Source organism: Streptomyces sp. NPDC050806 (assembly GCF_055586425.1).
In genome coordinates this window covers 311,550-337,827 of sequence record NZ_JBVJIF010000003.1, presented here as the reverse complement: position 1 = coordinate 337,827, position 26,278 = coordinate 311,550, and the positions used below count along the sequence as shown (strand labels likewise).

20 protein-coding genes are annotated in these 26,278 nt (G+C 73.6%); 12 read left to right on the top strand and 8 right to left on the bottom strand.

All coding sequences use genetic code 11. The features are described 5' to 3' along the window. Nucleotides 1-1,044: a hypothetical protein gene (locus ACZ6WH_RS10810; RefSeq protein ID WP_469727550.1), complete on the top strand. Its 1,044-nt coding sequence runs from the start codon at nt 1-3 to the stop codon at nt 1,042-1,044. A 271-nt stretch (nt 1,045-1,315) separates the two neighbouring features. On the opposite strand, the gene ACZ6WH_RS10805 is transcribed toward ACZ6WH_RS10810, so the two are convergent. Next, nucleotides 1,316-2,857 carry a phytoene desaturase family protein gene (locus ACZ6WH_RS10805; RefSeq protein WP_469727548.1) on the bottom strand — a complete coding sequence of 514 codons (1,542 nt, stop codon included), beginning with the start codon at nt 2,855-2,857 and terminating at the stop codon, nt 1,316-1,318. A 500-nt stretch (nt 2,858-3,357) separates the two neighbouring features. Further along, entirely contained in the window at nt 3,358-4,011 is a 654-nt protein-coding gene (locus ACZ6WH_RS10800) for a TetR/AcrR family transcriptional regulator (protein ID WP_432853179.1), read from the bottom strand. On the opposite strand from ACZ6WH_RS10800, the gene ACZ6WH_RS10795 reads away from it, so the two are divergent. Next, nucleotides 4,010-4,144: a hypothetical protein gene (locus tag ACZ6WH_RS10795; RefSeq protein ID WP_469727546.1), complete on the top strand. Its 135-nt coding sequence runs from the start codon at nt 4,010-4,012 to the stop codon at nt 4,142-4,144. The two genes, ACZ6WH_RS10800 and ACZ6WH_RS10795, sit on opposite strands and share 2 nt — an antisense overlap. On the opposite strand, the gene ACZ6WH_RS10790 is transcribed toward ACZ6WH_RS10795, so the two are convergent. Both ACZ6WH_RS10790 and ACZ6WH_RS10785 read right to left on the bottom strand, forming a co-directional pair. Beyond that, a complete protein-coding gene (locus tag ACZ6WH_RS10790) occupies nt 4,134-6,344 on the bottom strand; it encodes a YhgE/Pip family protein (RefSeq protein ID WP_432853174.1) in 2,211 nt (736 codons plus the stop codon). The two genes, ACZ6WH_RS10795 and ACZ6WH_RS10790, sit on opposite strands and share 11 nt — an antisense overlap. Continuing rightward, a complete protein-coding gene (locus tag ACZ6WH_RS10785) occupies nt 6,316-7,194 on the bottom strand; it encodes an ATP-binding cassette domain-containing protein (RefSeq protein WP_469727544.1) in 879 nt (292 codons plus the stop codon). The genes ACZ6WH_RS10790 and ACZ6WH_RS10785 overlap by 29 nt, the downstream gene beginning before the upstream one ends. A gap of 207 nt (nt 7,195-7,401) precedes the next feature. Between ACZ6WH_RS10785 and ACZ6WH_RS10780 the strand changes: the two genes are divergently transcribed. The 3 genes from ACZ6WH_RS10780 to ACZ6WH_RS10770 all read left to right on the top strand — a co-directional run bounded on the left by ACZ6WH_RS10780 (nt 7,402) and on the right by ACZ6WH_RS10770 (nt 9,993). Continuing rightward, entirely contained in the window at nt 7,402-7,893 is a 492-nt protein-coding gene (locus tag ACZ6WH_RS10780) for an SAV_6107 family HEPN domain-containing protein (RefSeq protein ID WP_469727542.1), read from the top strand. 633 nt (nt 7,894-8,526) lie between these two features. Next, nucleotides 8,527-9,282: a methyltransferase gene (locus tag ACZ6WH_RS10775; RefSeq protein WP_432853165.1), complete on the top strand. Its 756-nt coding sequence runs from the start codon at nt 8,527-8,529 to the stop codon at nt 9,280-9,282. 291 nt (nt 9,283-9,573) lie between these two features. Next, complete coding sequence (locus ACZ6WH_RS10770) at nt 9,574-9,993, top strand: DUF3040 domain-containing protein (RefSeq protein WP_469727541.1); 420 nt, start codon at nt 9,574-9,576, stop codon at nt 9,991-9,993. A 499-nt stretch (nt 9,994-10,492) separates the two neighbouring features. Here the strand turns inward: ACZ6WH_RS10770 and ACZ6WH_RS10765 are convergent, their stop codons facing one another. From ACZ6WH_RS10765 to ACZ6WH_RS10750, 4 genes are all read right to left on the bottom strand, one after another. Next, nucleotides 10,493-13,030 (bottom strand): transglutaminase TgpA family protein, encoded by a 2,538-nt coding sequence (locus ACZ6WH_RS10765; RefSeq protein ID WP_469727539.1) that lies wholly within the window; start codon nt 13,028-13,030, stop codon nt 10,493-10,495. Beyond that, complete coding sequence (locus ACZ6WH_RS10760) at nt 13,027-14,622, bottom strand: DUF58 domain-containing protein (protein WP_469727538.1); 1,596 nt, start codon at nt 14,620-14,622, stop codon at nt 13,027-13,029. The genes ACZ6WH_RS10765 and ACZ6WH_RS10760 overlap by 4 nt, the downstream gene beginning before the upstream one ends. Beyond that, a complete protein-coding gene (locus ACZ6WH_RS10755) occupies nt 14,622-15,620 on the bottom strand; it encodes an AAA family ATPase (protein ID WP_361560708.1) in 999 nt (332 codons plus the stop codon). Before ACZ6WH_RS10755 ends, ACZ6WH_RS10760 begins: the two co-directional genes overlap by 1 nt. A 276-nt stretch (nt 15,621-15,896) precedes the next feature. Further along, the gene (locus tag ACZ6WH_RS10750) at nt 15,897-16,454 is read right to left on the bottom strand and encodes a beta-class carbonic anhydrase (protein ID WP_432853155.1); all 558 of its coding nucleotides are present in this window, start codon (nt 16,452-16,454) and stop codon (nt 15,897-15,899) included. 367 nt (nt 16,455-16,821) lie between these two features. On the opposite strand from ACZ6WH_RS10750, the gene rsmH reads away from it, so the two are divergent. The 7 genes from rsmH (at nt 16,822) to murD (ending at nt 26,275) form a co-directional block, all read left to right on the top strand. Then, the gene (rsmH, locus tag ACZ6WH_RS10745; RefSeq protein WP_361560702.1) at nt 16,822-17,784 is read left to right on the top strand and encodes a 16S rRNA (cytosine(1402)-N(4))-methyltransferase RsmH; all 963 of its coding nucleotides are present in this window, start codon (nt 16,822-16,824) and stop codon (nt 17,782-17,784) included. Continuing rightward, nucleotides 17,781-18,308, top strand: coding sequence for a cell division protein FtsL (ftsL, locus tag ACZ6WH_RS10740; protein WP_469727536.1), 528 nt, complete (start codon nt 17,781-17,783; stop codon nt 18,306-18,308). The genes rsmH and ftsL overlap by 4 nt, the downstream gene beginning before the upstream one ends. A 63-nt stretch (nt 18,309-18,371) precedes the next feature. Further along, on the top strand, nt 18,372-20,600 hold the full coding sequence (locus tag ACZ6WH_RS10735; protein WP_469727535.1) for a peptidoglycan D,D-transpeptidase FtsI family protein: 2,229 nt from the start codon (nt 18,372-18,374) through the stop codon (nt 20,598-20,600). Nucleotides 20,601-20,611: 11 nt separating this feature from the next. Beyond that, nucleotides 20,612-22,309, top strand: coding sequence for a UDP-N-acetylmuramoyl-L-alanyl-D-glutamate--2,6-diaminopimelate ligase (locus ACZ6WH_RS10730; protein WP_469727534.1), 1,698 nt, complete (start codon nt 20,612-20,614; stop codon nt 22,307-22,309). Nucleotides 22,310-22,371: 62 nt separating this feature from the next. Further along, on the top strand, nt 22,372-23,793 hold the full coding sequence (locus ACZ6WH_RS10725; RefSeq protein ID WP_432853140.1) for a UDP-N-acetylmuramoyl-tripeptide--D-alanyl-D-alanine ligase: 1,422 nt from the start codon (nt 22,372-22,374) through the stop codon (nt 23,791-23,793). A 5-nt stretch (nt 23,794-23,798) separates the two neighbouring features. Then, complete coding sequence (gene mraY, locus ACZ6WH_RS10720; protein WP_030616760.1) at nt 23,799-24,863, top strand: phospho-N-acetylmuramoyl-pentapeptide-transferase; 1,065 nt, start codon at nt 23,799-23,801, stop codon at nt 24,861-24,863. Then, nucleotides 24,860-26,275 (top strand): UDP-N-acetylmuramoyl-L-alanine--D-glutamate ligase, encoded by a 1,416-nt coding sequence (murD, locus tag ACZ6WH_RS10715; protein ID WP_469727533.1) that lies wholly within the window; start codon nt 24,860-24,862, stop codon nt 26,273-26,275. Before mraY ends, murD begins: the two co-directional genes overlap by 4 nt. Nucleotides 26,276-26,278 lie beyond the last annotated feature (3 nt).

Below are 26,278 nucleotides of genomic sequence, written 5' to 3'. Positions count from 1 at the left end.
ATGGGCTGGACGATCCTCTACATCGCGTTCGGCATCGTGGCGCTCTGGCTGCTGAGCGAGGTACTGCTCCAGTACAAGGCCCGGCTGCGCTGGCGGCTCCTCGCCTTCACCGGCTTCCTCGGCGTCGTCATCGGTGTGGTCCTGCCGTCGATCGTGGTCATCGCGATCGGCGCCGCGGCCTTCGCTGTGGGCCAGACCTACGTCACGCTCTCCTTCCGCCGCGGCTTCACGATGGGCTGGGCGCTGGCCGCGGGGAGACCGAAGGTCGGCCGCCGCCGACGCGGCGGCTCCCCGGCCGCGGCCGGCACCGCCCCGGACGCCTCGGCGCCGCAGACCGGCCCGGACCCGGCCGACGGCTATGACGGCTACGACGGCCCGCGGGAGAACGCGGCGGGCCACGGCGACGACGCCGACGGGGTGCCGGGCGGGTACGACAGCCCCGCGGGCCACGCCCCCGACGCCGCCGGCCCGTACGCGGACGCCTACGACGCCCGCCCGGGCGGCTATGCCGATCCGTACGCCGACGCCACCGGGGTCACGCCGGTCTACGCCCCGGAGCCGATGCCCGACGAGACCGGCCAGTACGGCATATACAGCACCGACGCCCGGCCCGGCCACCCGCAGCACGACCCGTACGGCGGCTACTACGAGCCCGCCGCCGCCCACGACGGCTACGCCGACCCCTACGGCGGCTACGGCTACGGCGACGGCCACGGTGGCTACGCGGACCCGTACGCGCAGCAGGATCCCTACGGCGGCGGCGCCTACGACCCCTATGCGCAGGCCGGCCCGTACGCGCCCGCCGACCCCTACGGCGGGCACGACCCGTACGGCCACGGCGGCCAGGTCCCTCCGCAGTACGGCGGGGGCTACGAGGACCAGCACTACGGAGCGGGCCCCGACACCCCGCCCGGCGGCGTCTGGGTACCCCAGCAGCGCGCGGGCGCCGAGCAGCCCCCGCACCAGCCCGAATACCAGCCGGAGCACCAGGGCTACGGCTACCCGCCCCAGCAGGGGTACGACGGGCAGCAGTACCGCTACTGAGCACGGCGGGCAGCAGTACCGCTGCTGAGCACGGCGGCCCGGTCCGCATGGGCCCGCTGCATGCCGTCGGCTTCCCGAGGAACCCGGCCCGCCTGCCGCTTGCTGCTTCCCACTGTCCGGTTTGGCCCGGCTCGTGGCCGCTGTCACGCGGTGCTGCTGGTGAGACCGGTGCCCGCTGCCGCGCGTTGCCGCTGCTGAGACCAGTGTCGGCTGCTGTGCGCTGCCGTGCGTTGCCGATGGTGAGACCGGCGTCCGCTGCGGCGCCGCGCTGCTACTGCGAGCCGTGCCAGTCGTCGCCGTGCACGACGAGGCCCGCCACCAGCGCGCCGGACATGCCCGCATGGGCCAGGCCGCCGCCGGGGTGGGACCAGCCGCCCGCGGTGTACAGCCCCGGTATCCGCGTGCCGTTGGCGGGGACCAGGGCCCGGCCCTCCAGCCCGGCCAGCGCCGGACCCGGCACCGCGCCGCCCGCCGCGCCCGTGTCGGCGGCGGTGTCCGCCGGCGTCCGTATCCCGCGCCACAGGATCCGGTCCCGCAACCCGGGCACCGCGGCGCCGGCCGCCGCGATCACCCGGTCCGCGAACCCCTCGGCCACACCGTCCGCCGTCCAGTCCACCCCGCCGGCACCGCCCGCCGCGTGCGCGGGGACCGTCACCGTCAGCGTCACCGCCTCGTGGCCGTCATCGGGCCGCTGGGCCGGGTCGTCGGGGCGCAGCACCGTCACCGTGGGCGCCTGCGGCAGCCCGCCGCCCCCGAAGACGGCCGTCAGCTCCGCCTCCCGGTCCGCGGTGTGCACGACCGTACGGTGCGCCGCGTCCGCCGGCCGGCCGCCGCGCAGCGCCAGCAGCACGCTGAACCGCCCGCTCGGGGGCGCCGCCGGCGGCAGCACGTCGCCGGTCCCGCGGACCCGCCCGGCGGCGCCGGGGGAGTCGCCGGTCAGCCGCGCCAGCGTCCACGGGTCGACGCCCGCGACCACCACATCGGCGTCCTCGACGCTCCCGTCGGCCAGCTCCAGCCCGGCCGCCCGGCCGTCCTTGCACACCAGCCGCCGCACCTCGGCCCCGAAGGCGAACTCCACCTTGCGGGCCAGGCAGCGCTCGTACAGCGCGGTGGCCAGCGCGCGCATGCCGCCGCCGACGTACCACGTGCCGAAGGTCTGCTCCATGTACGGCAGGACCGTGGCGCTCGCGGGGGCTTCGCGCGGATCGAAGCCGTACGCCAGCGCGTGGCTCTCCAGCAGCGCGACCAGCCGCGGGTCCTTGAGCTCCAGGGCCGCGACCTCGGCGAGGGTGCGCGCCGGGCGCCGCTTGAGCAGGCCCTTGCGGCCGACGGCGGGATACGGCTCGCGCCCCAGCACCTGCCAGTCGGACCACAGCGGCTCCTCCAGCAGCGGCCGCCGGGTCCGGTCCCAGGCCTCCCGCGCGCGGCCGAGCAGCTCGCTCCAGCGCTCGCCGCCGCCCGCGCCCAGCGCGTGGTCCAGGGCTTCGGTGACCCCGGCCCGTGAGGCGTTCGGCAGGGCGACGTCCGTGCCGTCCGGGAAGACGTGGCGGCTCGCCGGGTCGACCTGCACCAGGTCGACTACGTCTTCCAGCGGTTCCTTGCCGGTCTTGACGAAGAGATCGCGCTGCACGGCGGGGAGGTGCAGCAGACCGGGGCCGGTGTCGAAGCCAAAACCGGCGCGCTCGAACCGCCGCAGCGAGCCCCCGTAGGTCTCGCCGCGCTCCCACACCGCCACCCGGTGGCCCGCGACGGCCAGCCGGGCGGCGGCCGCCATCGCGCCCGTCCCGGCGCCGATCACCGCAATCCGTGCCATGTCCGTGACTTTATCGGCGACCACTGACAACGCCGCCGGGCGGCCTCCCGCGCCGGGGCCCGGACACGAGAACCGGGTCACGAAAACCCGGATGCAACACCGGGGCACGAAAAAGCGCGCTGCCCTGGCACGGATCGTTCCCCCTTCGATCCGACCAGGACAGCGCGTCCCCCGTGCTTCCCCCGTTCCTCCGGGTTTCCCCGGAGCCCCCGTGCTTCCCCCGTACTCCCCGGGATTTCCCGGGGCCCCCGTGCTTCCCCCGTGCTCCCCCGTGGAGCGTGGAGCCCCGTTCCCCCGTGCCCCCCGTGGAGCCCCGTTTCCCCCGTGGCTCCCCCTGCCACGTCGGGGAGGCCGCACCGTTCCGCCGCCCCGTGTCGGCGGTGCCGGTGCCGGCTTCCCCTCCGTGGTCTCCACTCTCCCGTCCGCGCAGGTCGCGGCCCATCCGCGTACCTACTCATCTCCTCCACTGAGTACGGGTACTCAGGGCTGGGTGCTCATCCTCAGGACGGCCCCGGTGCGGCCACGGCACCTGCGCCGCCCTCGCCCTGATGACCGCTCACCCGCCCCTGGAGGAGGCGGGAGAGCGCCGCGTGCACGTCGTCGATCGACCGGTCGGGCTGGAAGGACTGCCAGTCCAGCGCGGCCACCAGCACCATCCCGAAGAGCGCTGACGCGGTCAGCGGGATGTCGATCTCCTCGCTCAGCTCGCCGGCCGCCACCGCCTCGCGGATGACCTCGGCGACCACGGAGACGGCCCGCTCCCGCACCATCATCAGCGTGGTGTTCCACGTCCGGTTCGTGCGCCACAGCTCGGCCACGTAGAGCTGGGTGAGCGCCGGGTACTGGGAGATGAAGTACAGCCCCGCGTGGATCATCGCGTCCAGCGCGTCGATCCGGGAGCCGCCGCGTTCGGCCACCTCGTCGGCGGCGTTCTGGAGCGAGCCGGCCAGCATCTCCACGCCGTGCCGCAGCAGCTCTTCGAAGAGCACGTTCTTGCTCGCGAAGTTGTAGTAGACCGTGCCCTTCGCCACGCCCGCCCGCTCGGCGATCTCGTCCACCGTGGTGGAGGAGAAACCCTGTTCGGCGATGAGTGTCACCGCGGCCTCGAAGAGCTTGCGCCGGGTCGCCTCACGACGCGTGTTGGAGCTGTCCATGGAGGCGATTGTGCCCGTTGCGGGCGGCACCGCGGCGCCCGCCCTCGCGGGACGCGCAGCGGAGGTGACCCGCCGGGCCCCGGACGTCGCCGCCCGGGACCCCGACGCCGCGGTGCGCGCGCTCACAGGCTGAGCTCCGGGTGCAGGTCCTTCATCCGTACGACCTGCCGGCCGCGCGCGGTCCACGTGGTGAGCGCGAGCGCGCCCACGGTGAAGAGCGCCAGCACGATGCTGCCCTGCCACACGGGTGTCAGGTCACCGCCCGTGATGAGGCGGCGCAGGCCCCCGACGATGTACGTCATCGGCAGGTACGGGTGGAGCGCGTTGAAGAACCCGGGGCTGGTCTGCACGGGGTACGTACCGCCCGCGGAGGTCAGCTGGAGCATCAGCAGCGCCAGGACCAGGATCCGGCCCGCCGCGCCGAACTGCGCGTTCAGCCACTGCACGATCGCCGAGAAGCAGGCCGTGGCCAGCACCAGGAAGCCGATCGTGCCCGCCGCGTGCATCATCTCCAGGCCCAGCCCGAAGTGCAGCACGGACATCAGGGCGGCGATCTGCAGCACCCCGATGGCGAACACCGGGAGCCAGCCGGACACCGCGGTCCGCCAGGCGCTCGCGCCGGCCGCCAGCGCACGCCGGTTCAGCGGCTGGATCAGCATGTAGGCGACCATCGCGCCGACCCAGAGGGACAGCGGGATGAAGTACGGCGCGAAGCCCGTGCCGTAGTTGGGCGCCTTGTGGGCCGAGTCCGAGGCGAGCTGCACCGGGTCGGACATCACGTTCGTCCGCGAGTCCCGCTGGTCCTTGTCGTAGTCCGGGATCTTCTTGACGCCGTCGTGCAGTCCGTCGGACAGCTTCGAGGAGCCGTCCGAGAGCTTGAACATGCCGCCGTTGAGGGTGTCGGCGCCGTTCTTGAGCTTGCCCATGCCCTCGTCGAGGTCGCCGGCGCCGGTCTGCAGCCTGCCCAGACCGCTGTCCAGGTCGCTGCCGCCCTTCTTGGCGGTGCCGGTGCCCTTGTGCAGGTCGCCCGCTCCGGTGGCCAGCTTGTCGGCTCCGGTGGCCACCGTGTGCGCGCCCTTGTTGAGCTGGTTGATCTGCTGGACGGCGGCATCCAGGTCCTTGCCCAGCGTGGGACCGTGATCGGCCAGGGTGACGGCCAGCTTGTGCAGCGTGCCGAGGTCCTTGTTCAGCTGGGCGAGGTTCTTCTCGTTCTTGACCAGCCCGCTGACCTCCTCGGCCTTGTCGGCCGCCGCGTCGGACCTGTCGCGCATGTCCTTGAGCGTGGTGCAGGACGGGTCGCGGTCGGTCAGAGACTTCTCGCAGCGCAGCTTGTAGAAGGTCGCCACTTGATTTGCCAGCGCACGGGAGGTCGTGGCGCCGTCGGACGCGGCCTTCGGGAGCTTGTCGAGGTTGTCCCGTACGGCCTGCGAACCGTCGGCCACGAGGCGCGCGGCCTCGCCGATCTCCTTGCCGTGCGCGCGCACGAAGGGGCCGTACTCCTTGTTCGCCGCGTTGACCTTGTCGGCGAGCTGCTGGGTGCCGTCGGCCACCCGGCCCGCGCCCGTCGAGAGCTTGCCGGCCCCCGTGTCGAGCCTGCCGGCCCCGGAGTCCAGATCCTTCAGGCCGTTCGCCAGGTCGTGGCTGCCCTTCTTGGCGGTGTCCACGCCGTCGGCCAGGTCGCCGCTGCCCTTCTTGGCGGTGCCCAGACCGTCCTTCAGGTCACCGGTGCCCTTCTTGGCCTTCCCGATGCCGCCCTTCAGCTCGGAGGCGCCGTCGGCCGCTTCCTTGGTCTTGTCGTGCAGGTCGGAGAAGGACACGAAGATCTTGTCGAGGAAGGTGCGCGAGGACTTCGCGGAGGCCGCAGCGCGCACCTCGGAGAAGACCGACCGCGAGATCTGCCCGACGATGTAGTTGTTCGCGTCGTTCGTACGGACCTTCAGCTCGCCGGTCACCGGGTCGTCGCCGGAGCTGGACGCGATCCGCTTGCTGAAGTCCTGGGGAACGGTCAGCGACAGGTAGTACGCGCCGGACTCCAGCCCCTTGGAGGCGTCGCCGGCGTTCACGGGGTGCCAGTCGAAGGTGTCGCTCTCCTTCAGCCCCTCGACCAGGTCGTCACCGGCGTTGACCTTCTGGCCCTCGGCCGAGGCGCCCCGGTCGGAGTTGACCAGCGCGACCGGGATCTTGTCCAGGCGCGAGTACGGGTCCCAGAAGGACCACAGGTAGAGCGCCCCGTAGAGCAGCGGCAGCAACAGCAGGGCCACCAGCGCCGCGCGCGGCAACTTCCCCCTGCCGAACCGCTTCAGCTCAAGCGCGGCCAGCTTCGGCGAGCGCATCCGCCGCCCCCTCCTCGTTCTTCATGTTCTTCTCGGTGCCCGTAGCGGCGTCCGGCTTCTCCGTGCCGCCCTCCGGGGCTTCGGACGCGTCCGGCCCGGCCGTCGAGTCCTCCGGGGCCTGCTCGGCCTGCTCGGGCCGCGGCTTCTCCGGGCGGCGCGCCGTGGAGACCACGACCGCGTCCTCGGGCGCCTGGCTGCACACCGCCAGTACCGTCGTGCCGGCCTCGGCCAGCCCGCGGAGCATCGCCCAGGCCTGCACCCGTTCCTCGTCCGACAGCTTCATGTCGGTGTCGTCGACGGCCAGCAGCCGCGGCGAGCCGATGAGCGCCAGCGCGACGGACAGCCGCAGCGCCTCCAGCCGTTCCAGGTCCCGTACGGAGGTCCGCACGCCCTTGGGCAGCGTCTCCGGGTCGAGGCCCGCGGCCTCCAGTGCGGTGTCGATCCGGCCCCGGGCCTCGGCCCGGCGCTCACGGCGCGGGCGCAGCAGCGCGCGTACGGGGCCGCCGAAGCGGCGCTCCAGCAGGGCGCGTTCGTGCAGGTGCTCGGCGACCGTGAAGGCCGGGTCGAGCTCGGAGACGCCGGGCACATGGGCCAGCGACGTGACCCCCCGTACGGCGGCCATCTTCTTCGGCAGTGACAGGCCGGCCACGCGGGCCTTGCCCGCCGCGGTCTTCATGCGTCCGGTGAGCGCGAGCAGCAGACACGTACGGCCCGAGCCGGACGGCCCCTCGATTGCGATCAGCGCGCCGGGCTCGGCCGTGATGTCGACGTCCTGGAACGCCCAGCCGCGAGGTCCTTTGACCCCGAGTCCTTGGGCCTTGACCGCCGCCCCGTGCGGGGTGCTGTCCACGTTCCCTCCCTCTTGAACTGACCAGTCAGTTCAAAAAGTATGCCGCACGGTGCCGGGGTGTGCGCAAGTCGGCCGGGGGTTTTCGTGGTGTTTCCGGGGCGTGATCTCGGCTACAGGGGGAAAGTCCAGGTCAGGCCGATTGTCAGTGGTGTGCCTCACGATGGTGTGAGCGGTTCCGAACCGTTATGCGACGACAGGAGGTTCGTCATGGCAACTCGTCCCCATGGGGCAGGTTCCGCTGCGTACGGTCCCCCGAGCGATGTCCATCCCGTTCTGCGCCGGACGGGCGCCCCGCCCGCCGCCCTGGAGCTGCTCACCAAGGCCCAGCGCGGCCTGGAAGAGGCCGCCTCCCTGGAAACCCCCAACGAGCGCTTCGCGACCGCCCATCTCGCCGCCCTGCGGGGCGCTGCCGCCGTCCTCGCCGTGCGGGGCCGGCCCGAGCCCACCCTCCGCCGCCGCCAACGCATCCGCAGCGCCTGGGAGGTGCTGCCCGAGGTCGCGCCCGAATTAGCCGAGTGGAGCGCCCTGTTCGAGGCCGGCGCCGAGCGCCGGGCCCGCGCGGAGGCCGGCATACCCGGCGCGGCCGGCCCCCGCGAGGCCGACGACCTCCTCCGCGCCACCGCCCACTTCCTCCGCCTCGTGGAACGCCTCCTCGCCCTCCAGCCCCTCCTCCCGCCACCGCGGTCCCGCGCGGGGTGACCGCCGGAGACCGGGGCAGTGGCGGCCGACCGTACGAACCCGAGGCCGCGCCCGGCGCGGGAAAGGCGGACCGGGGCCGGCTTCCGGGAGGCGGTTCCCGGTGAATGCCGGGCGCATTTCACGCCCACCGGAGCATGTCCACCGGAAGCGTCGGAGGCATCCGGAGCGTCAGGAGCGCATTCCGTGCCTGCGATTCTCAGTGTCCGCGTGCCCGCGGCCTTCTCCGTGCCTGCTGCCTTCCCGGTTGCCCTTGCCGCTCTCCGCCGACTCTCTTCCCTTTCCGTAATCCGCCGGGTTTCCCGTTGCGGGCTCTCATTCCCGGCCCGGGCGGAGGGCGGCTTCCGCACCCCGAACCGGACGGCGGCCCGCATTTCCGCGGCGGCGGCCGGAAGGAATTCGCTGCCCGGACACCCGGCGAATCCGGGGCCGGCCGGAGTGTCGCGGAGCTTTCCGGGGCGTGCAACCGGGGAGGGCGGCGGGTGCGCGCCGATACGTGCGGCCAGGAAGGCCGGGAGCGGGCTTCCGAGGGGCCTCCGGAGCGGTTCGGCCGTGCTCGGTCGTGGCGGAGGCGGTGCGACCCCATAGGGTGGGAGGCGCCTCATCAGTACATGTCCTCGCGAGGAGCCACCCGCCGTGTCTGACCCGCTGCGCCCGCGCGCATCCCTTCGTACCGCCGTGGTCTGGGAGGTCCTGAAGGACGCCCTGGAGCGCCGGGCCAAGGCCGCCGGGCGTGACGCCCTCGACGTCCTGGACACCGGCGGCGGCACCGGCAACTTCGCCGTGCCCGTCGCCCGCCTCGGCCACCGCGTCACCGTGGTCGACCCCAGCCCGAACGCCCTGTTCGCCCTGGAGCGCCGGGCGGCCGAGGAGGGCGTGGCCGAGCGGGTGCGTGCCGTCCAGGGGGACGCGCACGGCCTCTTCGAGGTCGTCGAGCGTGGCGGCTACGACGCGGTGCTCTGCCACGGCGTCCTGGAGTACGTCGACGACCCCGCCGAGGGCGTCCGCAACGCCGTCGAGGCGCTGCGCCCCGCCGGCACGCTGAGCCTGCTCGCCGCCGGCCTGGGCGGCGCGGTGCTGGCCCGCGCCCTCGCCGGCCACTTCACGGAGGCGCAGCGCGCCCTGAGCGACCCCGCGGGGCGCTGGGGCGACGGCGACCCGGTACCGCGCCGCTTCACCGCCGAGCAGCTCACCGAGCTGGTCACCCGTACCGGCCTGGAGGTCGGCGCCGTGCACGGCGTACGGGTCTTCGCCGACCTGGTCCCCGGCGTGCTCGTGGACACCGAGCCGGGTGCCATGGACGCCCTGCTCAAGCTGGAGGCGGCGGCCGCGGAGCTGCCCGCTTTCCACTCCGTAGCCACCCAGCTGCACGTACTGGCCGAGCGCGGCTGACGGGCCGCGGCACCCGCACCGGCCGGTCGCTCGCCCCGGAGCGGACACCGGTCGGCAGGTGCAGTCGGCCACAGGGCCCCCGATCAGCCGCTTCGCCCCGTATGATCGGAGGTACAACGTCCGGCATGGCGTGAGGGCGGTTGGGGAATGCAGGGTGCATCACCACCGGCCACCATGGTGGCGCGGACAGTGAATTGGCGTAGAGGGGCGGGTTTCACGGGGGCGATTCCCTGCCTATCCTGAAAGGGTCGCACCCGGTCGCCCCCCGCGACCGACGAGTAGGAGGACTCCGTGCCGCTCTCGGAGCACGAGCAGCGCATGCTCGAGCAAATGGAGCGAGCGCTGTACGCCGAAGATCCGAAGTTCGCGACAGCGCTTGAGGGAAGCGGGCTGCGTACGTACACCCGGCGACGGGTCTACCAAGCGGTCGTGGGCTTCCTGGTAGGTATCGCGCTCCTCATGGCCGGAATGGTCGCACAGCAGATCTGGATCAGCGTGGTGGGCTTCCTCGTGATGCTCGGCTGCGCGGTCCTGGCCGTCACCAGCTGGCGCAAGGCACCCAAGCCGGGTGAGCAGCAGCAGACCGGAGCGGGGGCCGCCCCAGGCGGTGGCGGGGGCGGACAGCCCCGCCGTACCTCCCGGTCGCGGCGCTCGATGATGGACCGCATCGAGGAACGCTGGCAGCGCCGCAGGGACGAACAGGGCCACTGAGCCCCTCCGACCCCGGTCGGCCGGTGGAGCACGCCTGCGTGCGCTTCCGGCCGCGTGCGGTTCCGCGACGCCTGCCGTCCGGCGGAGCGCCCGTCGTCCTCCCGGCGCCCGCTGCCGCCCGCCTTCGCGCCGCCGTACGTCCCCGTCCCGTCTCCCTCGCCGGCGCGCCTGCACACTGTCGCCGGCCCCGCTGAACGCCGGCCCCGCTGAACCGGGCAACGCCTCCGGCGCACGGGGCATCCGGCGCACGGGGTTCCGACGGGAGGCCGCAAGTTCTTCGAGAGTGTGGCCCGGCCCCAGGTAACCACCGGGGACCGGGCCACACCCTTGCCGTACGCCATGCCGAGGCCGTACGCCATGCCGAGCCGAGCCTCGCCCCCGATCACCGGGCTCCCGCGAGCCGGGTGGGCCCCGGCTCGCCCTCACTCCGTCGGCCCCCTGTGGTCCGGCGCGCCGGCGCCCCGCAGGGCCGCGCCTGCTGGGCTGTTCACCGGGCCGCCTACCGGGCCGCCGACCTCCCCGGTGCCGCCATGCGGAGGCGTCCCACGAGGGCGGAGGCGCGGGCGGAGGCGGACCACAGGAGGCGGGCCGCGGAGGGCGGGGCGAGGAGGGCGCGCAGGCGCTGGGCTCGGGAGGCGGCGGCGTGCAGGCCGGTGCGGACCTGGCGTACGTCATCGGCCAGCCCCGGCGTGGCCGCGGGACGCGGCGCGTAGAGGGCTTGCTCCACCGCGCCGGCGACCCGGTGGGCCGCTTCCGCCGCAGGGCCTGTCAGCTCGCCGACGCGTACGATCCGCTCGGCCGCCTTCCGCGGCGTCAGCGCGTCGTCCGGGACGATGCCGTAGTCCCAGCCCGAATCCACCAGCTCCCGCCAGGGGCCGAGCACGGCCGGGCGGGGGTCGGCGCCTCCGGGCCGGGAACCGGCGCCGGCCGACCCGGTGGTGGCCGCACCTGTCAGCGGCTCGGAGCCGCCTGCGCGGGAATCGCCAGGCAGGGACGGCCGGGACGACCGGGGGAAGCCCGCGGCGCTGTGCCCGGAGGCCGCGGGAGCGGCGCGGTTCTCGGCGAGGCGGCGGGCGCGGCTGCGGATGCGCCAGAGGAGTGGTACCGCCGGCAGCATCAGCACCAGCAGTGCGGCGAGCGCGCCGGCCGCCACGGCCCCCGGCGCCGGCCCGTCGTCGGCCGGGCCGCCGCCGGACGCCTGGGGCAGCGCCCCGCACTCGGCCACCCGGCGCTGGTCCGGCGGGCAGGTCCCGCCGTCCGTGGACGGCGCGGGCTCCGGCGCGGCGGTCCGGCCCGGCAGTGGCTCGGCGCGGCCCGGGTCCGCCTCGTCCGGGGCGTCCGCGGTGACCGTGTAGTCCGGCACGCTGCCCCGGCTGGGCGTCGGCTCGAAGCGCGTCCAGCCGACACCCTCGAAGTACACCTCGGGCCAGGCGTGCGCGTCCTTCAGGCCGACCGAGTACGAGCCGTCGGCCCGCTTGCCGCCCGGGGTGAAGCCGACCGCGACCCGCGCGGGGATGCCCAGCGTGCGGGCCATCGCCGCCATCGAGAAGGCGAAGTGGACGCAGAAGCCCTGCTTCTGTTCCAGGAAGCGCTCGATGGCCCGGGTGCCGCTGCCCGCCCGGACATCGGTGTTGTACGTGAAGCCGCCCCGCAGCGCGAACCAGTCCTGCAACCGGACCGCCTTGGCGTAGTCCGAGCGGGCGCCCCGCGTCACCTGTCGCGCCGTCCGCTCGACCACCGGGGGCAGCGAGTCGGGCACCCGTGTGTACTCGCGCCGCAGGGCGGGCCGCGGCCGCGGGGCGTCGGCCAGCTGCCGGGCCGTCGGGCGCACGATCAGGCTCTCCACCTGGTACCGGGCCCCGCGGGTGTTCTGGCCGCGGTCGCCGACCAGGGTGCGGCCCTCCGGCTCGAAGCGCCAGCGGCCGGGTATGTCGACCCGGGAGGCGGGATAGGGCATCGGGAGCCAGTTCTGCGCGTACCACCGGGCGGCGGACACCGAGGTGTTCACCGCGGTGGTGTCCACGTCAGGGGCCAGCCCCGGCGGGGCTGGCAGCCGGTCCGGTACGTCCACGACCGTGCGCTGCGACGGCTTCCAGGCCGCCCCGTCGAACTGGTCGAGGGCGACGATCCGCAGGTACAGATCGCGGGTGTCGGGCGTGGTCGTGCGGTAGTTCAGGACCTCGCGGTCCTCGGGCTGGTTGAGGCTGTCCTGGAGGGACACCAGCGGGTTCACCGCGGAGATCGTGCCGCCGGCGGAGCCGGCCCCGCCGCGGCCGCTCATGTCCAGCAGGCCCCCGCTCAGCGAGGGCAGCGCGGCCGGGACGACGAGGGCGATACCCAGGGCGAGCGCGCCGATCCGGCGGCCCGTACGGATCGGGGCGGGCGCGGCTCCACCGGGCGGCACGGGCCCGGCGGCGTACGGGCGGCCCGCGGTCGTCGGGCCGCCGCCGAACACCCGGCCCCACCTGGACAGCCGGTCGCGGCCCTCGGCGAGCAGCAGGAGGAGGTACCCGGCGGCCGCCACCAGGAACCACAGCCAGCCCGCGCCGTCCTTGGCCAGCCCGGCGGCGACGGAGTACAGCGCGAGCAGCGGGAGGCCGGCGGGCGCCGCGCTGCGGTACGTCACGGCGAGCGCGTCCACGATCAGGCCGATCACCAGCACGCCGCCGACCAGCAGCAGCCGGATGCCGGTGGTCACCGGGGCCGGTATGGCGTACCGGCCGACGTCGGACGCGCCCTCCTGGAGGAGCTGGCCGAACTCGTGGAAGGCGTCGGGGCCGGGCAGCACCCCGGCGACCGCCTGGCCGCGGGCGAACAGCAGGGTGAGCAGCAGGAGCCCGGTCAGGGCCTGGGCCGCGACGGTCAGCGGGCGGGCCAGCGGAACCCGGCGGGCCAGCGCGCCGGCCACGATCACCAGCCCGAGGAGGGCCGCCGCCTGGAACATCCAGCCGATCGGCTCCACCAGCGGCAGCAGCGCACATGCGGCGCTGAGCGTCGCCACCATCGCGCACACCGCGAGCCGCGCACGGCCGCTCATCGCCCCGCCCCCTTCCGGCCGTCGGCCCGAGGCGGCGCCCCGGGCCCGTACGCACTACCCGGCCCGTATGCCCCACCCGGTCCGTACGCACCACTCGATCCGTACGTCCCGGTCGGTCCCTGTCCGCCGACCGGCCGTCCGGGGGACCCGCCCGCCGGCCCGTGGGGCGCTGCCGTGCCGGGAGGGTTCTGCGGCGTCCGGGGGGTGCGGGCGGGGTCGGCGAGCCGCCACAGGGCGGGGAGCGTGTCCCGCGGCGTCACCGGGAGGGCCGTCCAGCCGGCGTCGCCCAGCAGGCGCAGCCGGTCGGCCAGGGGGAGCGGCGCGGGCGCCGCTTCGGGGCCGGCCGCCGCTGCACCGCTCCAGGCGTCGCCGTCCAGCACGAAGGCCACCGCCGCCCCGCTGCTCCGGCGCAGCCGCCCCGCCAGCACGGTCTGCTCCTCGTCCAGGTCACCGAGGAAGGCGATCAGCAGGCCCTCGTTGCCGCCGCGCAGCACGTCGTAGGCGCGGGACAGGCCGGGCTCCTCGGAGTGGTCGACGACGGCCAGGGTGTCCAGCAGCAGTCCCGCCGCGTCGGCCGCGCCGCCGGAGAAGCCGCCCGCGCCGTCCGTACCCGCCACGGAGCTGCCGGCGTCGGTCAGCAGGCGTACCGAGAAGCCGTGCTCCAGCAGGTGCATCCCGACCGACGCGGCGCCCGCGACCGCCCACTCGAACGGGGAGTCCGGGCCGGAGCCCCGGTGGGCCGAGCCGCGGGTGTCCAGCAGGATCGTGCAGCGGGCCTGCTGGGGCTGTTCCTCGCGGCGGACCATCAGCTCGCCGTGGCGCGCGGTGGAGCGCCAGTGCACCCGCCGCAGGTCGTCGCCGTGGCGGTAGCCACGGGGGATCACGTCGTCGTCGCCCGCCAGCGCGAGCGCACGGTGCCGCCCGTCGCCGTACCCGGAGGCCTCGCCGGCCAGCCGTACCGGGGGCAGCGGCTCGACCCGGGGGACCACCGTGAGGACGTCCTGCGCGCTGAAGGACCGGGTCAGCTCGCACATGCCGAACGGGTCGGACAGGCGCAGCTGCAGCGGCCCGAGGGGATAGCGGCCGCGCAGGTCCGAGCGGACGCGGTAGGACAGCTCCCGGTGGCCGCCCGCCTCCACCCGGTCCAGGACGAAGCGCGGCCGCGGCCCGAGGACGTACGGCACGTGGTCCTGGAGCATCAGGACGCCGGTCGGCAGCCGGGAGACGTTCTCGACGCGCAGCCGGACCCGGGTCTCGGAGGCCGCGGAGATCCGGGCGGGGGAGAGGGCGCGGCCGCCCGCCACCCGATGGCGGGTGCGGTGCAGCACGGCCACGCAGACGAGGGGGAGCGAGGCCAGCAGCAGGCCGACCCGGAGCAGGTCGGCCTGGCCCAGGACGTACGAGCAGACCGCCGCCGCGACGCCGGCCGCGAGGAACGACCGTCCGCGGGTCGTCAGCCCGCCCAGCGCGGCCCGCAGTCCACCCCCGGCCGGCAGGCCCGAGGCCGCGGAGCCGCTGTCCTCCGGCGCGCCGGGCGGCCCGTACGCCCGGCCGGCCGGCGGCCCCTCGGTCCCCCCGCTCGCGGCCGGCATCAGTAACTCCGCGAGGCCGGGGGCCACTGGGCCGCGGGGTCGGGCACCGGGGTGTGGTGCAGGATCTCCAGGACCACCTGTTCGGCGGAGCGGCGGTTCAGCTGGGCCTGCGCGGTGGGCAGCAGCCGGTGCGCGAGGACCGCGACGGCCAGCGACTGGAGGTCGTCCGGGAGGACGTACTCCCGTCCGGCGAGGGCGGCCGCGGCCTTCGCGGCGCGCAGCAGATGGAGCGTCGCCCGCGGGGAGGCGCCGAGCCGCAGGTCGGGGTGGTTGCGCGTGGCGGAGACCAGCTCGACGGCGTATCTGCGCACCGGGTCCGCGACGTGCACCGTCCGCACCGCCTCGACCATCTTCACGATCTCGTGCGCGTGCGCGACCGGCTGGATGTCGTCCAGCGGGGACCTGCCGCCGTGCACGTCCAGCATCTGCAGCTCGGCCTCGGGGCCGGGATAGCCGATGGACACACGGGCCAGGAAGCGGTCCCGCTGCGCCTCGGGGAGGGGGTAGGTGCCCTCCATCTCCAGGGGGTTCTGCGTGGCGACCACCATGAAGGGGCTCGGCAGGGCGTACGTCCGGCCGTCCATGGTGACCTGGCGCTCCTCCATCGCCTCCAGCAGCGCGGACTGGGTCTTGGGGGAGGCGCGGTTGATCTCGTCGCCGATGACGACCTGGGCGAAGACGGCGCCCGGCTTGAACTCGAAGTCGCGCTGCCGCTGGTCGAAGACGCTGACGCCGGTGATGTCCGAGGGCAGCAGGTCGGGGGTGAACTGGATGCGCCGCACCGAGCAGTCGACGGACCGGGCGAGCGCCTTGGCCAGCATGGTCTTGCCGACACCCGGTACGTCCTCGATGAGGAGGTGGCCCTCGGCGAGCAGCACGGTCAGCGCGAGGCGTACGACCTCGGGCTTGCCCTCGATCACGCCCTCCACCGACCGGCGGACACGCTCGGCTGTGGCGGTCAGATCTCTGAGGCTCGCTGGCTCGTCATAGGTCGTCACCCGGCCCTCCTCGGCCCTTTCCCGCGCTCGCGTGGAGCGGGGCTTCCCCTGTTTCCGGGCCGGCGCCTCTTTCCTGGTCCGGCCCACCCCGTGCGGCACCGTGCCCGGCGGGGCCGGACACGACGTCACCTACGCATTCTTGCCGTTGGCGCGGCTTCGCGTCATGGGCTGTGGATAACTCGGAACCGTGGGCACCGGTCACCGGCAGGGGCGATGGCCGGAAAGCATGTTCGCCGGCGCGTCGACGACGCGCCGGCGAACGAGGGACCAGCGGGCTCAGCCCTGCGGGTCCACCTCACGGAGCAGACCCGTCGTCACATCGAAGACGAAGCCGCGGATGTCGTCCGTGTGGAGCAGGAACGGCGAGGTACGGAGGCGCTGCACCGACTGGCGGACGTCGACGTCCACGTCCTTGAAGGACTCCACCGCCCAGGCCGGGCGCTGGCCGACCTCGTCGGCGAGTTCCTGGCGGAAGTCCTCGGTCAGGGTCTGCATGCCGCAGCCCGTGTGGTGGATGACCACGACGGAACGGGTGCCCAGCGCGCGCTGGCTGATGGTCAGGGAGCGGATGATGTCATCGGTGATCACACCGCCGGCGTTGCGCAGGGTGTGGAGGTCGCCGACCTCCAGCCCCAGCGCCTCGGGAAGGTTGAGCCGGGCGTCCATGCAGGTCACGACGGTGACCTTCTGGGCGGGCCGGGCGCTCAGCTCCGGGTCGGCGAACTTGTCGGCGTACCGGGCGTTGGCTTCGACGATGTGGTCGATGACCGAACCGCCCGAAGCGGCGGCGTGGTCGTCGGACGGGGACTGCGGCTGCGACGCGGATATCGACATAGCCATAAAAGTAGTCGCTGCTGCGCCGGAGCACCCCTTGTGAGGGCGGGCATAGCGGGTCAACGGGCCATTCCTGTGAGGTAACCCACAAGGATGACCGACCTTCCCCTGTACGAGTGAATCCGTGCGCTTCCCAACACCCGGACGACGGCGTTCCGCAGCCCCCTGACGGCGGCTTCAGGACGCGCCCGACCAGTTGGTTGACCGAAGGGATGAGTGGACTAAAGTGACGCGAAGTGGGAGGCGTGAGACTCTCCTTGGATCCCGAAAGTCCCGCGCGCGGGGAACCACGGCCTCCGTCGGCCAACGGCAGGTGGGCACCTTCCCCGAGGGGGCGGTATCCGCCGCCCTCCTCATCGGAAGGCGCATGAACAGCAGCAACACCCGCCACGTCCCCGTCATGCTCCAGCGCTGCCTGGACATGCTCGCCCCGGCGCTCGCCGAGCCCGGTGCGGTCGTCGTCGACTGCACGCTCGGACTGGGGGGACACAGCGAGGCGCTGCTGTCGACGTTCCCCGCGGCGCGCCTGATCGGCCTGGACCGCGACCCCTCGGCCCTGAAGCTCGCGGGGGAGCGCCTGGCCCCCTTCGGGGACCGCGCGACCCTCGTGCACGCCGTCTACGACGAGCTGCCGGAGGTGCTGGCCCGGCTGTCCGTGCCCCGCGTCCAGGGCGTCCTGTTCGACCTGGGTGTCTCCTCGATGCAGCTGGACGAGGCCGACCGCGGCTTCGCGTACGCCCAGGACGCCCCGCTGGACATGCGGATGGACCAGACGACCGGCATGAGCGCGGCCGAGGTCCTCAACAGCTACGCACCGGGCGAGCTCGTGCGGATCCTGCGGTCCTACGGCGAGGAGAAGCAGGCCAAGCGGATCGTCTCGGCGATCGTGCGGGAGCGCGAGAAGGAGCCGTTCACGAACAGCGCGCGGCTGGTCGAGCTGATCCGGGACGCACTGCCGCAGGCCGCCAAGCGCACCGGCGGCAACCCCGCCAAGCGGACGTTCCAGGCGCTGCGCATCGAGGTCAACGGCGAGCTGTCGGTACTCGAACGCGCCGTGCCGAACGCGGTGAAGGCGCTCGCCGTCGGCGGCCGGATCGCCGTCCTGTCCTACCACTCGCTCGAAGACCGGCTGGTCAAGCAGGTGTTCGCGACGGGTGCCGCCAACACGGCACCGCCCGGACTGCCGGTCGTGCCGGAGCAGTACCAGCCGCGTCTGAAGCTGCTGACCCGGGGCGCCGAGCTGCCCACGGAGGCGGAGATCGCGGAGAACCGCAGGGCGGCGCCGGCCCGGCTGCGCGGCGCCGAACGCATCCGGGAGGACAACGCGTGACCGGACCCGGGCGGCTCCGCGGTACGGGGAGCGGGCGGCTGGCCGCCCTGCTCCCCTCCGGTGCGAGCACCGCGGCGCGTACGCCGTTCGTGCTGCTGGTCGTGGTGCTGCTCGGGTCCGGCCTGATCACGTTGCTGCTGCTCAACTCCGCCCTCAACCAGGGCTCCTTCGAGCTGAGCAGGCTGGAGAAGCGCACCGCCGAGCTGACGGACGAACAGCAGGCCCTCCAGCAGGAGGTGGACGGCTACTCGGCGCCCGGCTCCCTGGAGAAGCGGGCCCGCCGGCTGGGCATGGTGCCCGGCGGCGACCCGGCCTTCCTGAACCCGGACGGCACGGTGCGCGGCGTGCCCTCCGAAGCCACGGGGCAGCCCGTGCCGATGGGGGCCAAGGAGAGCCTCCCGCCGGCCCTCTCCGGGACGCTCACGCCGTCCGGTGAGCCCTCGGGCACGCCGTCCGGCACGCCGTCGGACGAGCCGTCCGGCACCGCCTCCCCGAAGCCCGCCCCGACGACTCCCGGCGGGTGAGCCCGTGAGGCAGGACGCCGCGCCCGCATCGCCCGCTGACCGGACGGAGACGGAGGGGGAGCAGTGAGCGAACCGAGGGACCCCAGGGACCCCGAGAACCGGCGCGAGCAGCGCGCCCGCCGCGGCCCGGCCCGCCCCGCCGACGCCGGACCGCGCCGTGTCCCGCGCCCCGCACAGGGCGCGTCGGGCCGTGGCGAGCCCCGCCGGTCCGGCGGCCGCTCCGCCGACGGCCGTGCGGCCGGTGACGGCCGCGCCGTCCCCCGTCCGGCCGACCGGCGCCCGGCCGCCGCCAAGCGCCCCTCGGACGCCCGGCGCGAACCGAAGCGTGCCCCGTCCGCCGCCCGTTCCGCCGACGGCCGCCCCGCCCCGCAGAAGCGGCCCGCCGCGCAGCAGCGCCCCGCCGCCAAGAAGCGCCCCGCGACGCCGCGGCCGCCCCGTCCCCGCAGCGGGGCGCCGGCCGCCATCCGCCTCGGCAGCCCGCGTCCGCGGCTCCGCCTGGTGGCGGTGGCGCTGACGCTGGTCATGCTGGTCTTCGCGGTGCGGCTGTTCCAGGTGCAGGCGGTGAACGCCGACACGTACGCCGCCAAGGCCAACGTCAACCGGTACGTGCCGGTCACCCTCGCCGCCGAGCGCGGCGCGATCACCGACCGGGACGGCGTGGACCTGGCCACCAGCGTGGACGCGTACGACATCACCGCGGACCCCAGCCTGCTGGCGCCCGACAAGATCAAGATCGATGACGCGCCCCAGAAGGCCGCCGCACTGCTCGCGCCGATCCTCGGGGAGCCGCAGAAGGAACTGGCCGAAAAGCTCTCCAAGTCCCGCTCCCGTTACGTCCTGCTCGCGCACCGCCGGAGCCCCCAGGTCTGGAAGCAGATCAAGGACCTGCGGAACGCGCTGGACGTCAAGGCGCAGGCCGCGCCGAAGAGCCGGCCGCGGCCCAACGTCCTGCTCGGGATCTTCGCCGACGAGCACAGCAAGCGGGTCTACCCGAACAAGGAGCTGGCCTCCGGAGTGCTCGGGTTCATGAACTCCGACGGCAAGGGCGCGGGCGGCCTGGAGGCCATGCTGGACAAGAAGCTGGCGGGCAAGGACGGCAAGCTCGTGTACGCCCAGTCCGGCGGCCGGCGGGTGCCCACCGCCGACACCCAGGAGCACCCCGCGGTGCCCGGTACGGACGTCGAACTGACCCTGAACCGGGACATCCAGTGGGCCGCGCAGCAGGCCATTACCGAGCAGGTCGAGAAGTCCAGGGCCGACCGCGGCTACGTCGTCGTGCAGGACACGAAGACCGGCGAGCTGCTGGCGCTGGCCAACGCCCCCGCGTTCGACCCGAACGACATCTCCCGCTCCGACGCCGACGCGCTCGGCAACGCCGCCCTGAGCGATGCTTTCGAGCCAGGTTCGACCAGCAAGCTGATGTCGCTCGCCGCCGTACTGGAGGAGGGCGCCGCGACCCCCTCCACGCACGTCACCGTCCCGAACCGGCTGCACCGCGGCGACCGGCTCTTCGCCGACGACATCGACCATCCGACCTGGCACCTCACGCTCAACGGCGTGCTCGCCAAGTCCAGCAACATCGGCACCATCCTGTCCGTCGAGCAGCTGGGCAAGACCCAGCGCGAGGCCAATCAGGTGCTCCACTCCTACCTGCGGAAGTTCGGCATCGGGCAGCCGACCGGGCTGGGCTTCCCCGGCGAGACCGCGGGCATCCTGGCGAAGCCGCAGGACTGGAGCACCTCGCAGCAGTACACGATCCCCTTCGGGCAGGGCCTCTCGCTCAACGCGGTGCAGGCCGCCTCGGTGTACTCCACCATCGCCAACGGCGGCGAGCGGATCGCGCCCTCGCTCGTCCGCGGCACGAAGGGCCCCGACGGCCGGTACGCCGCCGGGCCCAAGCCGAAGAAGACCCGCGTGGTGAGCCCGAAGACCGCGAAGACGCTCGCCCGGATGCTCGAATCGGTGGTCGACGACCAGGAGGGCACCGGCACCGCCGCGAAGATCCCCGGCTACCGGGTCGGCGGCAAGACCGGCACCTCCAACCGGGTGGATCCGAAGACCGGCCGGTACCACGGTTACACGGCCTCCTTCGCCGGCTTCGCGCCCGCCGACAAGCCCCGCATCACCGTCTACTGCGCCGTACAGAATCCGACCAAGGGCAGCTACTTCGGCGGCCAGGTCTGCGGCCCGATCTACAAGCAGGTCATGCAGTTCGCGCTGAAGACGCTCCAGGTGCCGCCGACCGGTGCCGAGGCGCCGCGGCTGCCGGTCGCCTTCAAGCCGGGCGAATGAGGTGATTCGTGATGACCATCACTCCGGACGTGGGGAACCGCCCACGACCGCGTCCCTCACTTCGCCCCGAGGCCCATGGGCCCGGTACGCTCACCGCCGTGTCACATGCTGATCAGTCCCCCAATGCCCAGCAGGACGGCCCCGGCAAACACCCCGGCCCGCCCCGCCCCGAGCGCGTCCGCCCGATCCCGCTGGCGGACCTGGCACACCAGCTGGGCACGGCCGTGCCGGCGGCGGAGGCCGCGGTCACCGGCATCACGCACGATTCCCGCGCGGTACGCCCCGGTGACATCTACGCGGCACTGCCCGGCGCCCGCCTCCACGGTGCCGACTTCGCCGCGCAGGCCCGCGAGCTGGGCGCCGCCGCGATCCTGACCGACCCCGCCGGCACCGAACGGGCCGCCGCGACGGGCCTGCCGGTCCTCACGGTCGACAACCCGCGGGCCCGGATGGGCGCGCTGGCCGTGTCGATCTACGGCGACCCGGGCGCCGAGCTGCTGCAGATCGGCATCACGGGCACCTCGGGCAAGACCACCACCGCGTACCTGATCGACGGCGGCCTGCGGGCCGCGGCCGAGAAGTCCGGCGGCGGGCTCACGGGCCTGATCGGCACGGTCGAGTCCCGGATCGGCGACGAGCGGCTGAAGTCCGAGCGGACCACGCCCGAAGCCACCGATCTGCAGGCGCTCTTCGCGGTGATGCGCGAGCGCGGCGTCAAGTCGGTCGCCATGGAGGTCTCCAGCCACGCGCTCGTGCTCGGCCGGGTCGACGGCTGCGTGTTCGACGTGGCGGTCTTCAACAACCTCAGCCCGGAACACATGGACTTCCACACGGGCATGGAGGACTACTTCCAGGCCAAGGCGCAGCTGTTCACCAAGGCCCGCTCCCGGGCCGGCGTGGTGAACTTCGACGACGAGTTCGGGCGCCGGCTCATCGAGGGCGAGTCCGAGGTGCCGGTCACCTCGTTCTCCGCCGAGGGCCACCCGGACGCCGACTGGCGCGCCGCCGACGTCGAGGTCGGCACCCTGGGTTCGACGTTCACCGCGCACGGCCCGGACGGCGTGACCGTGCAGGCCGCCTCGCCGATCGCCGGTCCGTTCAACGTCGCCAACGCGCTGGCCGCCATCGTGGCGCTCGTGGCGGCCGGCGTGGACCCGCAGACCGCCGCCGACGGCGTGGCCGCCGTACCGGGCGTTCCCGGCCGCCTGGAGCGGGTGGACGCGGGCCAGGGCTACCTCGCGGTGGTCGACTACGCGCACAAGACGGACGCTGTCGAATCGGTCCTGCGCGCGCTGCGCAAGGTCACCGAGGGCAAGATCCACGCGGTGCTGGGCTGCGGCGGCGACCGCGACCGCACCAAGCGCATGCCGATGGGCGCCGCCATCGCCCGCCTCGCCGACACCGCCGTCCTCACCAGCGACAACCCACGCGGTGAGGACCCCCTCGCGATCCTCGCCACCATGCTCGCGGGCGCCGCCGACGTGCCGTCCCACGAGCGCGGCACGGTACTGGTCGAGGAGGACCGGGCCGCCGCCATCGCCGCCGCGGTCGCCCGCGCGGAGCCCGGCGACACCGTCATCGTCGCCGGCAAGGGCCACGAGCAGGGCCAGGACATCGCCGGAGTGGTACGCACCTTCGACGACCGCCAGGTACTGCGCGAGGCCATCGAGAGCTCACTGAAGTCGCAGCACCACGATCACCAGGGATGACACACCGCCATGCGCGCACAACCCCCATCTCGCCATCTCCTGCCCCCGGCCGGAGGTGACCTGTGATCTCCCTGTCCCTCGCCGAGGTCGCCGGCATCGTCGGCGGGCGGCCGCACGACATACCGGATGACTCGGTCGTGGTCACCGGACCCGCCGTGCTCGACTCGCGGGCCGTGACCGACGGCGCGCTGTTCGCCGCGTTCGCCGGCGAGCGGGTGGACGGGCACGACTACGCGGCCCAGGCCGTCGAGGCCGGCGCGGCGGTCGTACTGGCCGCCCGTCCCGTCGGCGTGCCCGCGATCGTCGTGGACGACGTCGTGGCGGCGCTCGGCGCGCTCGCCCGGGAGGTCGTCCGGCGGCTGGGCGTGGACGTCGTCGCCCTCACCGGGTCGGCGGGCAAGACCAGCACCAAGGACCTCATCGCGCAGCTGCTGCAGCGCAGCGGCCCGACGGTGTGGCCCGAGGGCAACCTCAACAACGAGATCGGCCTGCCGCTGACCGCGCTCCGCGCCGAGCAGGGCACCCGGCACCTCGTCCTGGAGATGGGTGCCCGCGGTGTCGGTCACATCCGCTACCTCACCGAACTGACCCCGCCGCGCATCGGTCTGGTCCTGAACGTGGGCAGCGCGCACATCGGTGAGTTCGGCGGCCGCGAGAAGATCGCCGAGGCCAAGGGCGAGCTGGTTGAGTCGCTGCCCGACGCGAGCGAGGGCGGCATCGCGATCCTCAACGCCGACGACTCGTACGTACGTGCGATGGAGTCGCGTACCAAGGCCCGTGTGGTCTTCTTCGGCGAGTCCCCCGAAGCCGACATCCGTGCCGAGAACGTCCGGCTCACCGACGACGGTCGCCCCGCCTTCACGCTTCGCACACCCTCCGGGTGCAGCGACGTGACCCTGCGGCTGTACGGTGAGCACCACGTGTCGAACGCGCTCGCCGCGGCCGCCGTCGCCCATGAGTCGGGCATGCCCGCTGACGAGATCGCGTCCGCGCTCTCCGAGGCAGGCACGCTCTCCCGCTGGCGCATGGAGGTCACCGAGCGCGCGGACGGCGTGACGGTCGTCAACGACGCCTACAACGCGAACCCCGAGTCCACCCGGGCTGCGCTGCGCGCACTCGTGGCCATGGGCAAGGGGCGGCGTACGTGGGCGGTGCTCGGTCAGATGGCCGAGCTCGGCGAGGACGCACTCGCCGAGCACGACGCTGTCGGACGGCTCGCCGTCCGGCTCAACGTCAGCAAGCTCGTGGCAGTAGGGGGCCGGGAAGCCGCCTGGCTGCGAATGGGCGCTTATAACGAGGGTTCGTGGGGTGAGGAGTCGGTGCACGTGTCCGACGCGCGGGCGGCGGTCGACCTGCTGCGCAGTGAACTGCAGCCGGGAGACGTGGTGCTGGTGAAGGCGTCCAGGTCGGAGGGGCTGGAGCGGGTCGCGTCCGCATTGCTGGACGAGGGCAACGCTGCCGAGGGCGGGGCCGTCGCCCGATGAACACGATGAAGCAGATCCTCTTCTCCGGAATGATCGGGCTCTTCCTGACCCTGATCGGCACCCCGCTGCTGATCAAGCTGCTGGCCCGCAAGGGCTACGGGCAGTTCATCCGCGACGACGGACCGCGGGACCACCACAGCAAGCGCGGTACGCCCACCATGGGTGGCATCGCCTTCATCCTCGCCACGATCATCGCGTACGCGCTGACCAAGGTGATCACGAGCAGCGACCCCACCTTCTCCGGTGTGCTGGTGCTGTTCCTGATGGCCGGCATGGGCCTGGTGGGCTTCCTCGACGACTACATCAAGATCGTCAAGCAGCGTTCGCTGGGTCTGCGGGCCAAGGCCAAGATGGCGGGCCAGCTGATCGTCGGCATCGCCTTCGCCGTGCTGTCCCTGCAGTTCGCCGACCTGCGCGGACAGACGCCGGCCTCGGACCGGCTCTCCTTCACCCAGGACTTCGGCTGGCAGATCGGCCCCGTGATCTTCGTGATCTGGGCGCTGTTCATGATCCTGGCGATGTCCAACGGCGTGAACCTCACCGACGGCCTCGACGGCCTGGCCACCGGCGCCTCGGTGATGGTCTTCGGCGCGTACACCTTCATCGGCATCTGGCAGTACCAGGAGTCCTGCGCCAACCAGATCACCGCGGGCCCCGGCTGCTACGAGGTACGCGACCCGCTGGACCTCGCGGTCGTGGCCTCGGCCCTGATGGGCGCCTGCTTCGGCTTCCTGTGGTGGAACACCTCGCCCGCGAAGATCTTCATGGGTGACACCGGCTCGCTCGCCCTGGGCGGCGCGCTCGCCGGCCTGGCGATCTGCTCCCGTACGGAGCTGCTGCTCGCCATCCTCGGCGGCCTCTTCGTCCTGATCACCATGTCGGTGGTCATCCAGGTCGGCTCCTTCCGGCTCACCGGCAAGCGGGTCTTCCGGATGGCGCCACTCCAGCACCACTTCGAACTGAAGGGGTGGTCCGAAGTCCTTGTCGTGGTCCGGTTCTGGATCATCCAGGGCATGTGCGTGATCGTCGGCCTCGGCATCTTCTACGGCGGCTGGCAGGCGGCCAAGTGACCGGGCAGGACTTCGCCGGACAGCACATCACCGTCGCCGGCCTGGGCGTGAGCGGCATCAGCGCCGCGCGCGCCCTGGCCGGGCTCGGCGCGCACGTCACCGTCGTGGACGGCGGCGACGGCGAGAAGCAGCAGGCCACCGCGGCCGAGCTGCGGACCGCCGGGATCCAGGTCCGGCTCGGCGACGGTGAGACGCTGCCCGAGGGCACCGACCTCGTCGTCACCTCCCCGGGCTGGAAGCCCACCAGCCCGCTGTTCGCGGCCGCCGCCGAGGCGGGCGTGGACGTCATCGGGGACGTGGAGGTCGCCTGGCGGCTGCGCGGCCCGGACAGCGCCCCCTGGCTCGCCGTCACGGGCACCAACGGCAAGACGACCACCACGCAGATGCTGGCGTCGATCCTGGCCGCCGAGGGGCTGCGCACCGCGGCCGTCGGCAACATCGGGACGCCCATCGTCGACGTGGTGCTCGAAGGCGAGTACGACGTGCTCGCCGTCGAGCTCTCCAGCTACCAGCTGCACTGGGCGCCCTCGCTGCGCGCCCACTCCGCCGCGGTGCTGAACCTCGCCCCCGACCACCTCGACTGGCACGGCTCCATGGAGGCGTACGCCGCCGACAAGGGCCGCATCTACGAGGGCAACACCGTCGCCTGCGTCTACAACGTCGCGGACAAGGCCACCGAGGACCTGGTCCGGGAGGCGGACGTCGAGGAGGGCTGCCGGGCGATCGGCTTCACCCTCGGCACCCCCGGCCCCGGCCAGGTGGGCGTCGTCGAGGGCATCCTCGTCGACCGCGCGTTCGTCGAGAACCGGCAGAAGCAGGCCCAGGAGCTGGCCGAGGTCTCCGATGTGAACCCGCCGGCCCCGCACAACGTCGCCAACGCCCTCGCGGCCGCCGCGCTCGCACGCGCGTTCGGCGTCCGGCCCGCCTCCGTACGCGAGGGCCTGCGCAACTTCCACCCCGACGCGCACCGCATCCAGCACGTCGCGGACGTCGACGGCGTCGCGTACGTGGACGACTCCAAGGCCACCAACACCCACGCCACAGAGGCGTCGTTGGCCGCCTACGAGCACATCGTGTGGATCGCCGGCGGGCTCGCCAAGGGCGCGACCTTCGACGAGCTGGTCCAGAAGTCGGCGGAGCGGCTCCGCGGCGCCGTCCTCATCGGCCGGGACCGTGCGCTGATCCTCGAAGCGCTGGCGCGACACGCCCCGGATGTGCCCGTCGTCGACCTCGACCGGACCGACACTGGGGCGATGTCCGAGGCGGTACGGGAGGCCCAGCGGCTGGCCCGGCCCGGCGACACGGTCCTGCTGGCGCCGGCCTGCGCCTCGATGGACATGTACCTGAACTACAACAAGCGGGGCGACGCCTTCGCCGAAGCGGTCAGCGGGCTGGCCGCGCGGGACCGGTAGAGC

What these genes read in the sequence shown, in the direction of transcription:
- ACZ6WH_RS10810 (WP_469727550.1), top strand. Translation starts at nt 1, where the DNA reads ATGGGCTGGACGATCCTCTACATCGCGTTCGGCATCGTGGCGCTCTGG.
- ACZ6WH_RS10805 (WP_469727548.1), bottom strand. Translation starts at nt 2,857, where the DNA reads ATGGCACGGATTGCGGTGATCGGCGCCGGGACGGGCGCGATGGCGGCC.
- ACZ6WH_RS10795 (WP_469727546.1), top strand. Translation starts at nt 4,010, where the DNA reads ATGGAGGCGATTGTGCCCGTTGCGGGCGGCACCGCGGCGCCCGCCCTC.
- ACZ6WH_RS10800 (WP_432853179.1), bottom strand. Translation starts at nt 4,011, where the DNA reads ATGGACAGCTCCAACACGCGTCGTGAGGCGACCCGGCGCAAGCTCTTC.
- ACZ6WH_RS10790 (WP_432853174.1), bottom strand. Translation starts at nt 6,344, where the DNA reads ATGCGCTCGCCGAAGCTGGCCGCGCTTGAGCTGAAGCGGTTCGGCAGG.
- ACZ6WH_RS10780 (WP_469727542.1), top strand. Translation starts at nt 7,402, where the DNA reads ATGGCAACTCGTCCCCATGGGGCAGGTTCCGCTGCGTACGGTCCCCCG.
- ACZ6WH_RS10765 (WP_469727539.1), bottom strand. Translation starts at nt 13,030, where the DNA reads ATGAGCGGCCGTGCGCGGCTCGCGGTGTGCGCGATGGTGGCGACGCTC.
- ACZ6WH_RS10760 (WP_469727538.1), bottom strand. Translation starts at nt 14,622, where the DNA reads ATGCCGGCCGCGAGCGGGGGGACCGAGGGGCCGCCGGCCGGCCGGGCG.
- ACZ6WH_RS10750 (WP_432853155.1), bottom strand. Translation starts at nt 16,454, where the DNA reads ATGTCGATATCCGCGTCGCAGCCGCAGTCCCCGTCCGACGACCACGCC.
- rsmH (WP_361560702.1), top strand. Translation starts at nt 16,822, where the DNA reads ATGAACAGCAGCAACACCCGCCACGTCCCCGTCATGCTCCAGCGCTGC.
- ACZ6WH_RS10730 (WP_469727534.1), top strand. Translation starts at nt 20,612, where the DNA reads ATGACCATCACTCCGGACGTGGGGAACCGCCCACGACCGCGTCCCTCA.
- mraY (WP_030616760.1), top strand. Translation starts at nt 23,799, where the DNA reads ATGAAGCAGATCCTCTTCTCCGGAATGATCGGGCTCTTCCTGACCCTG.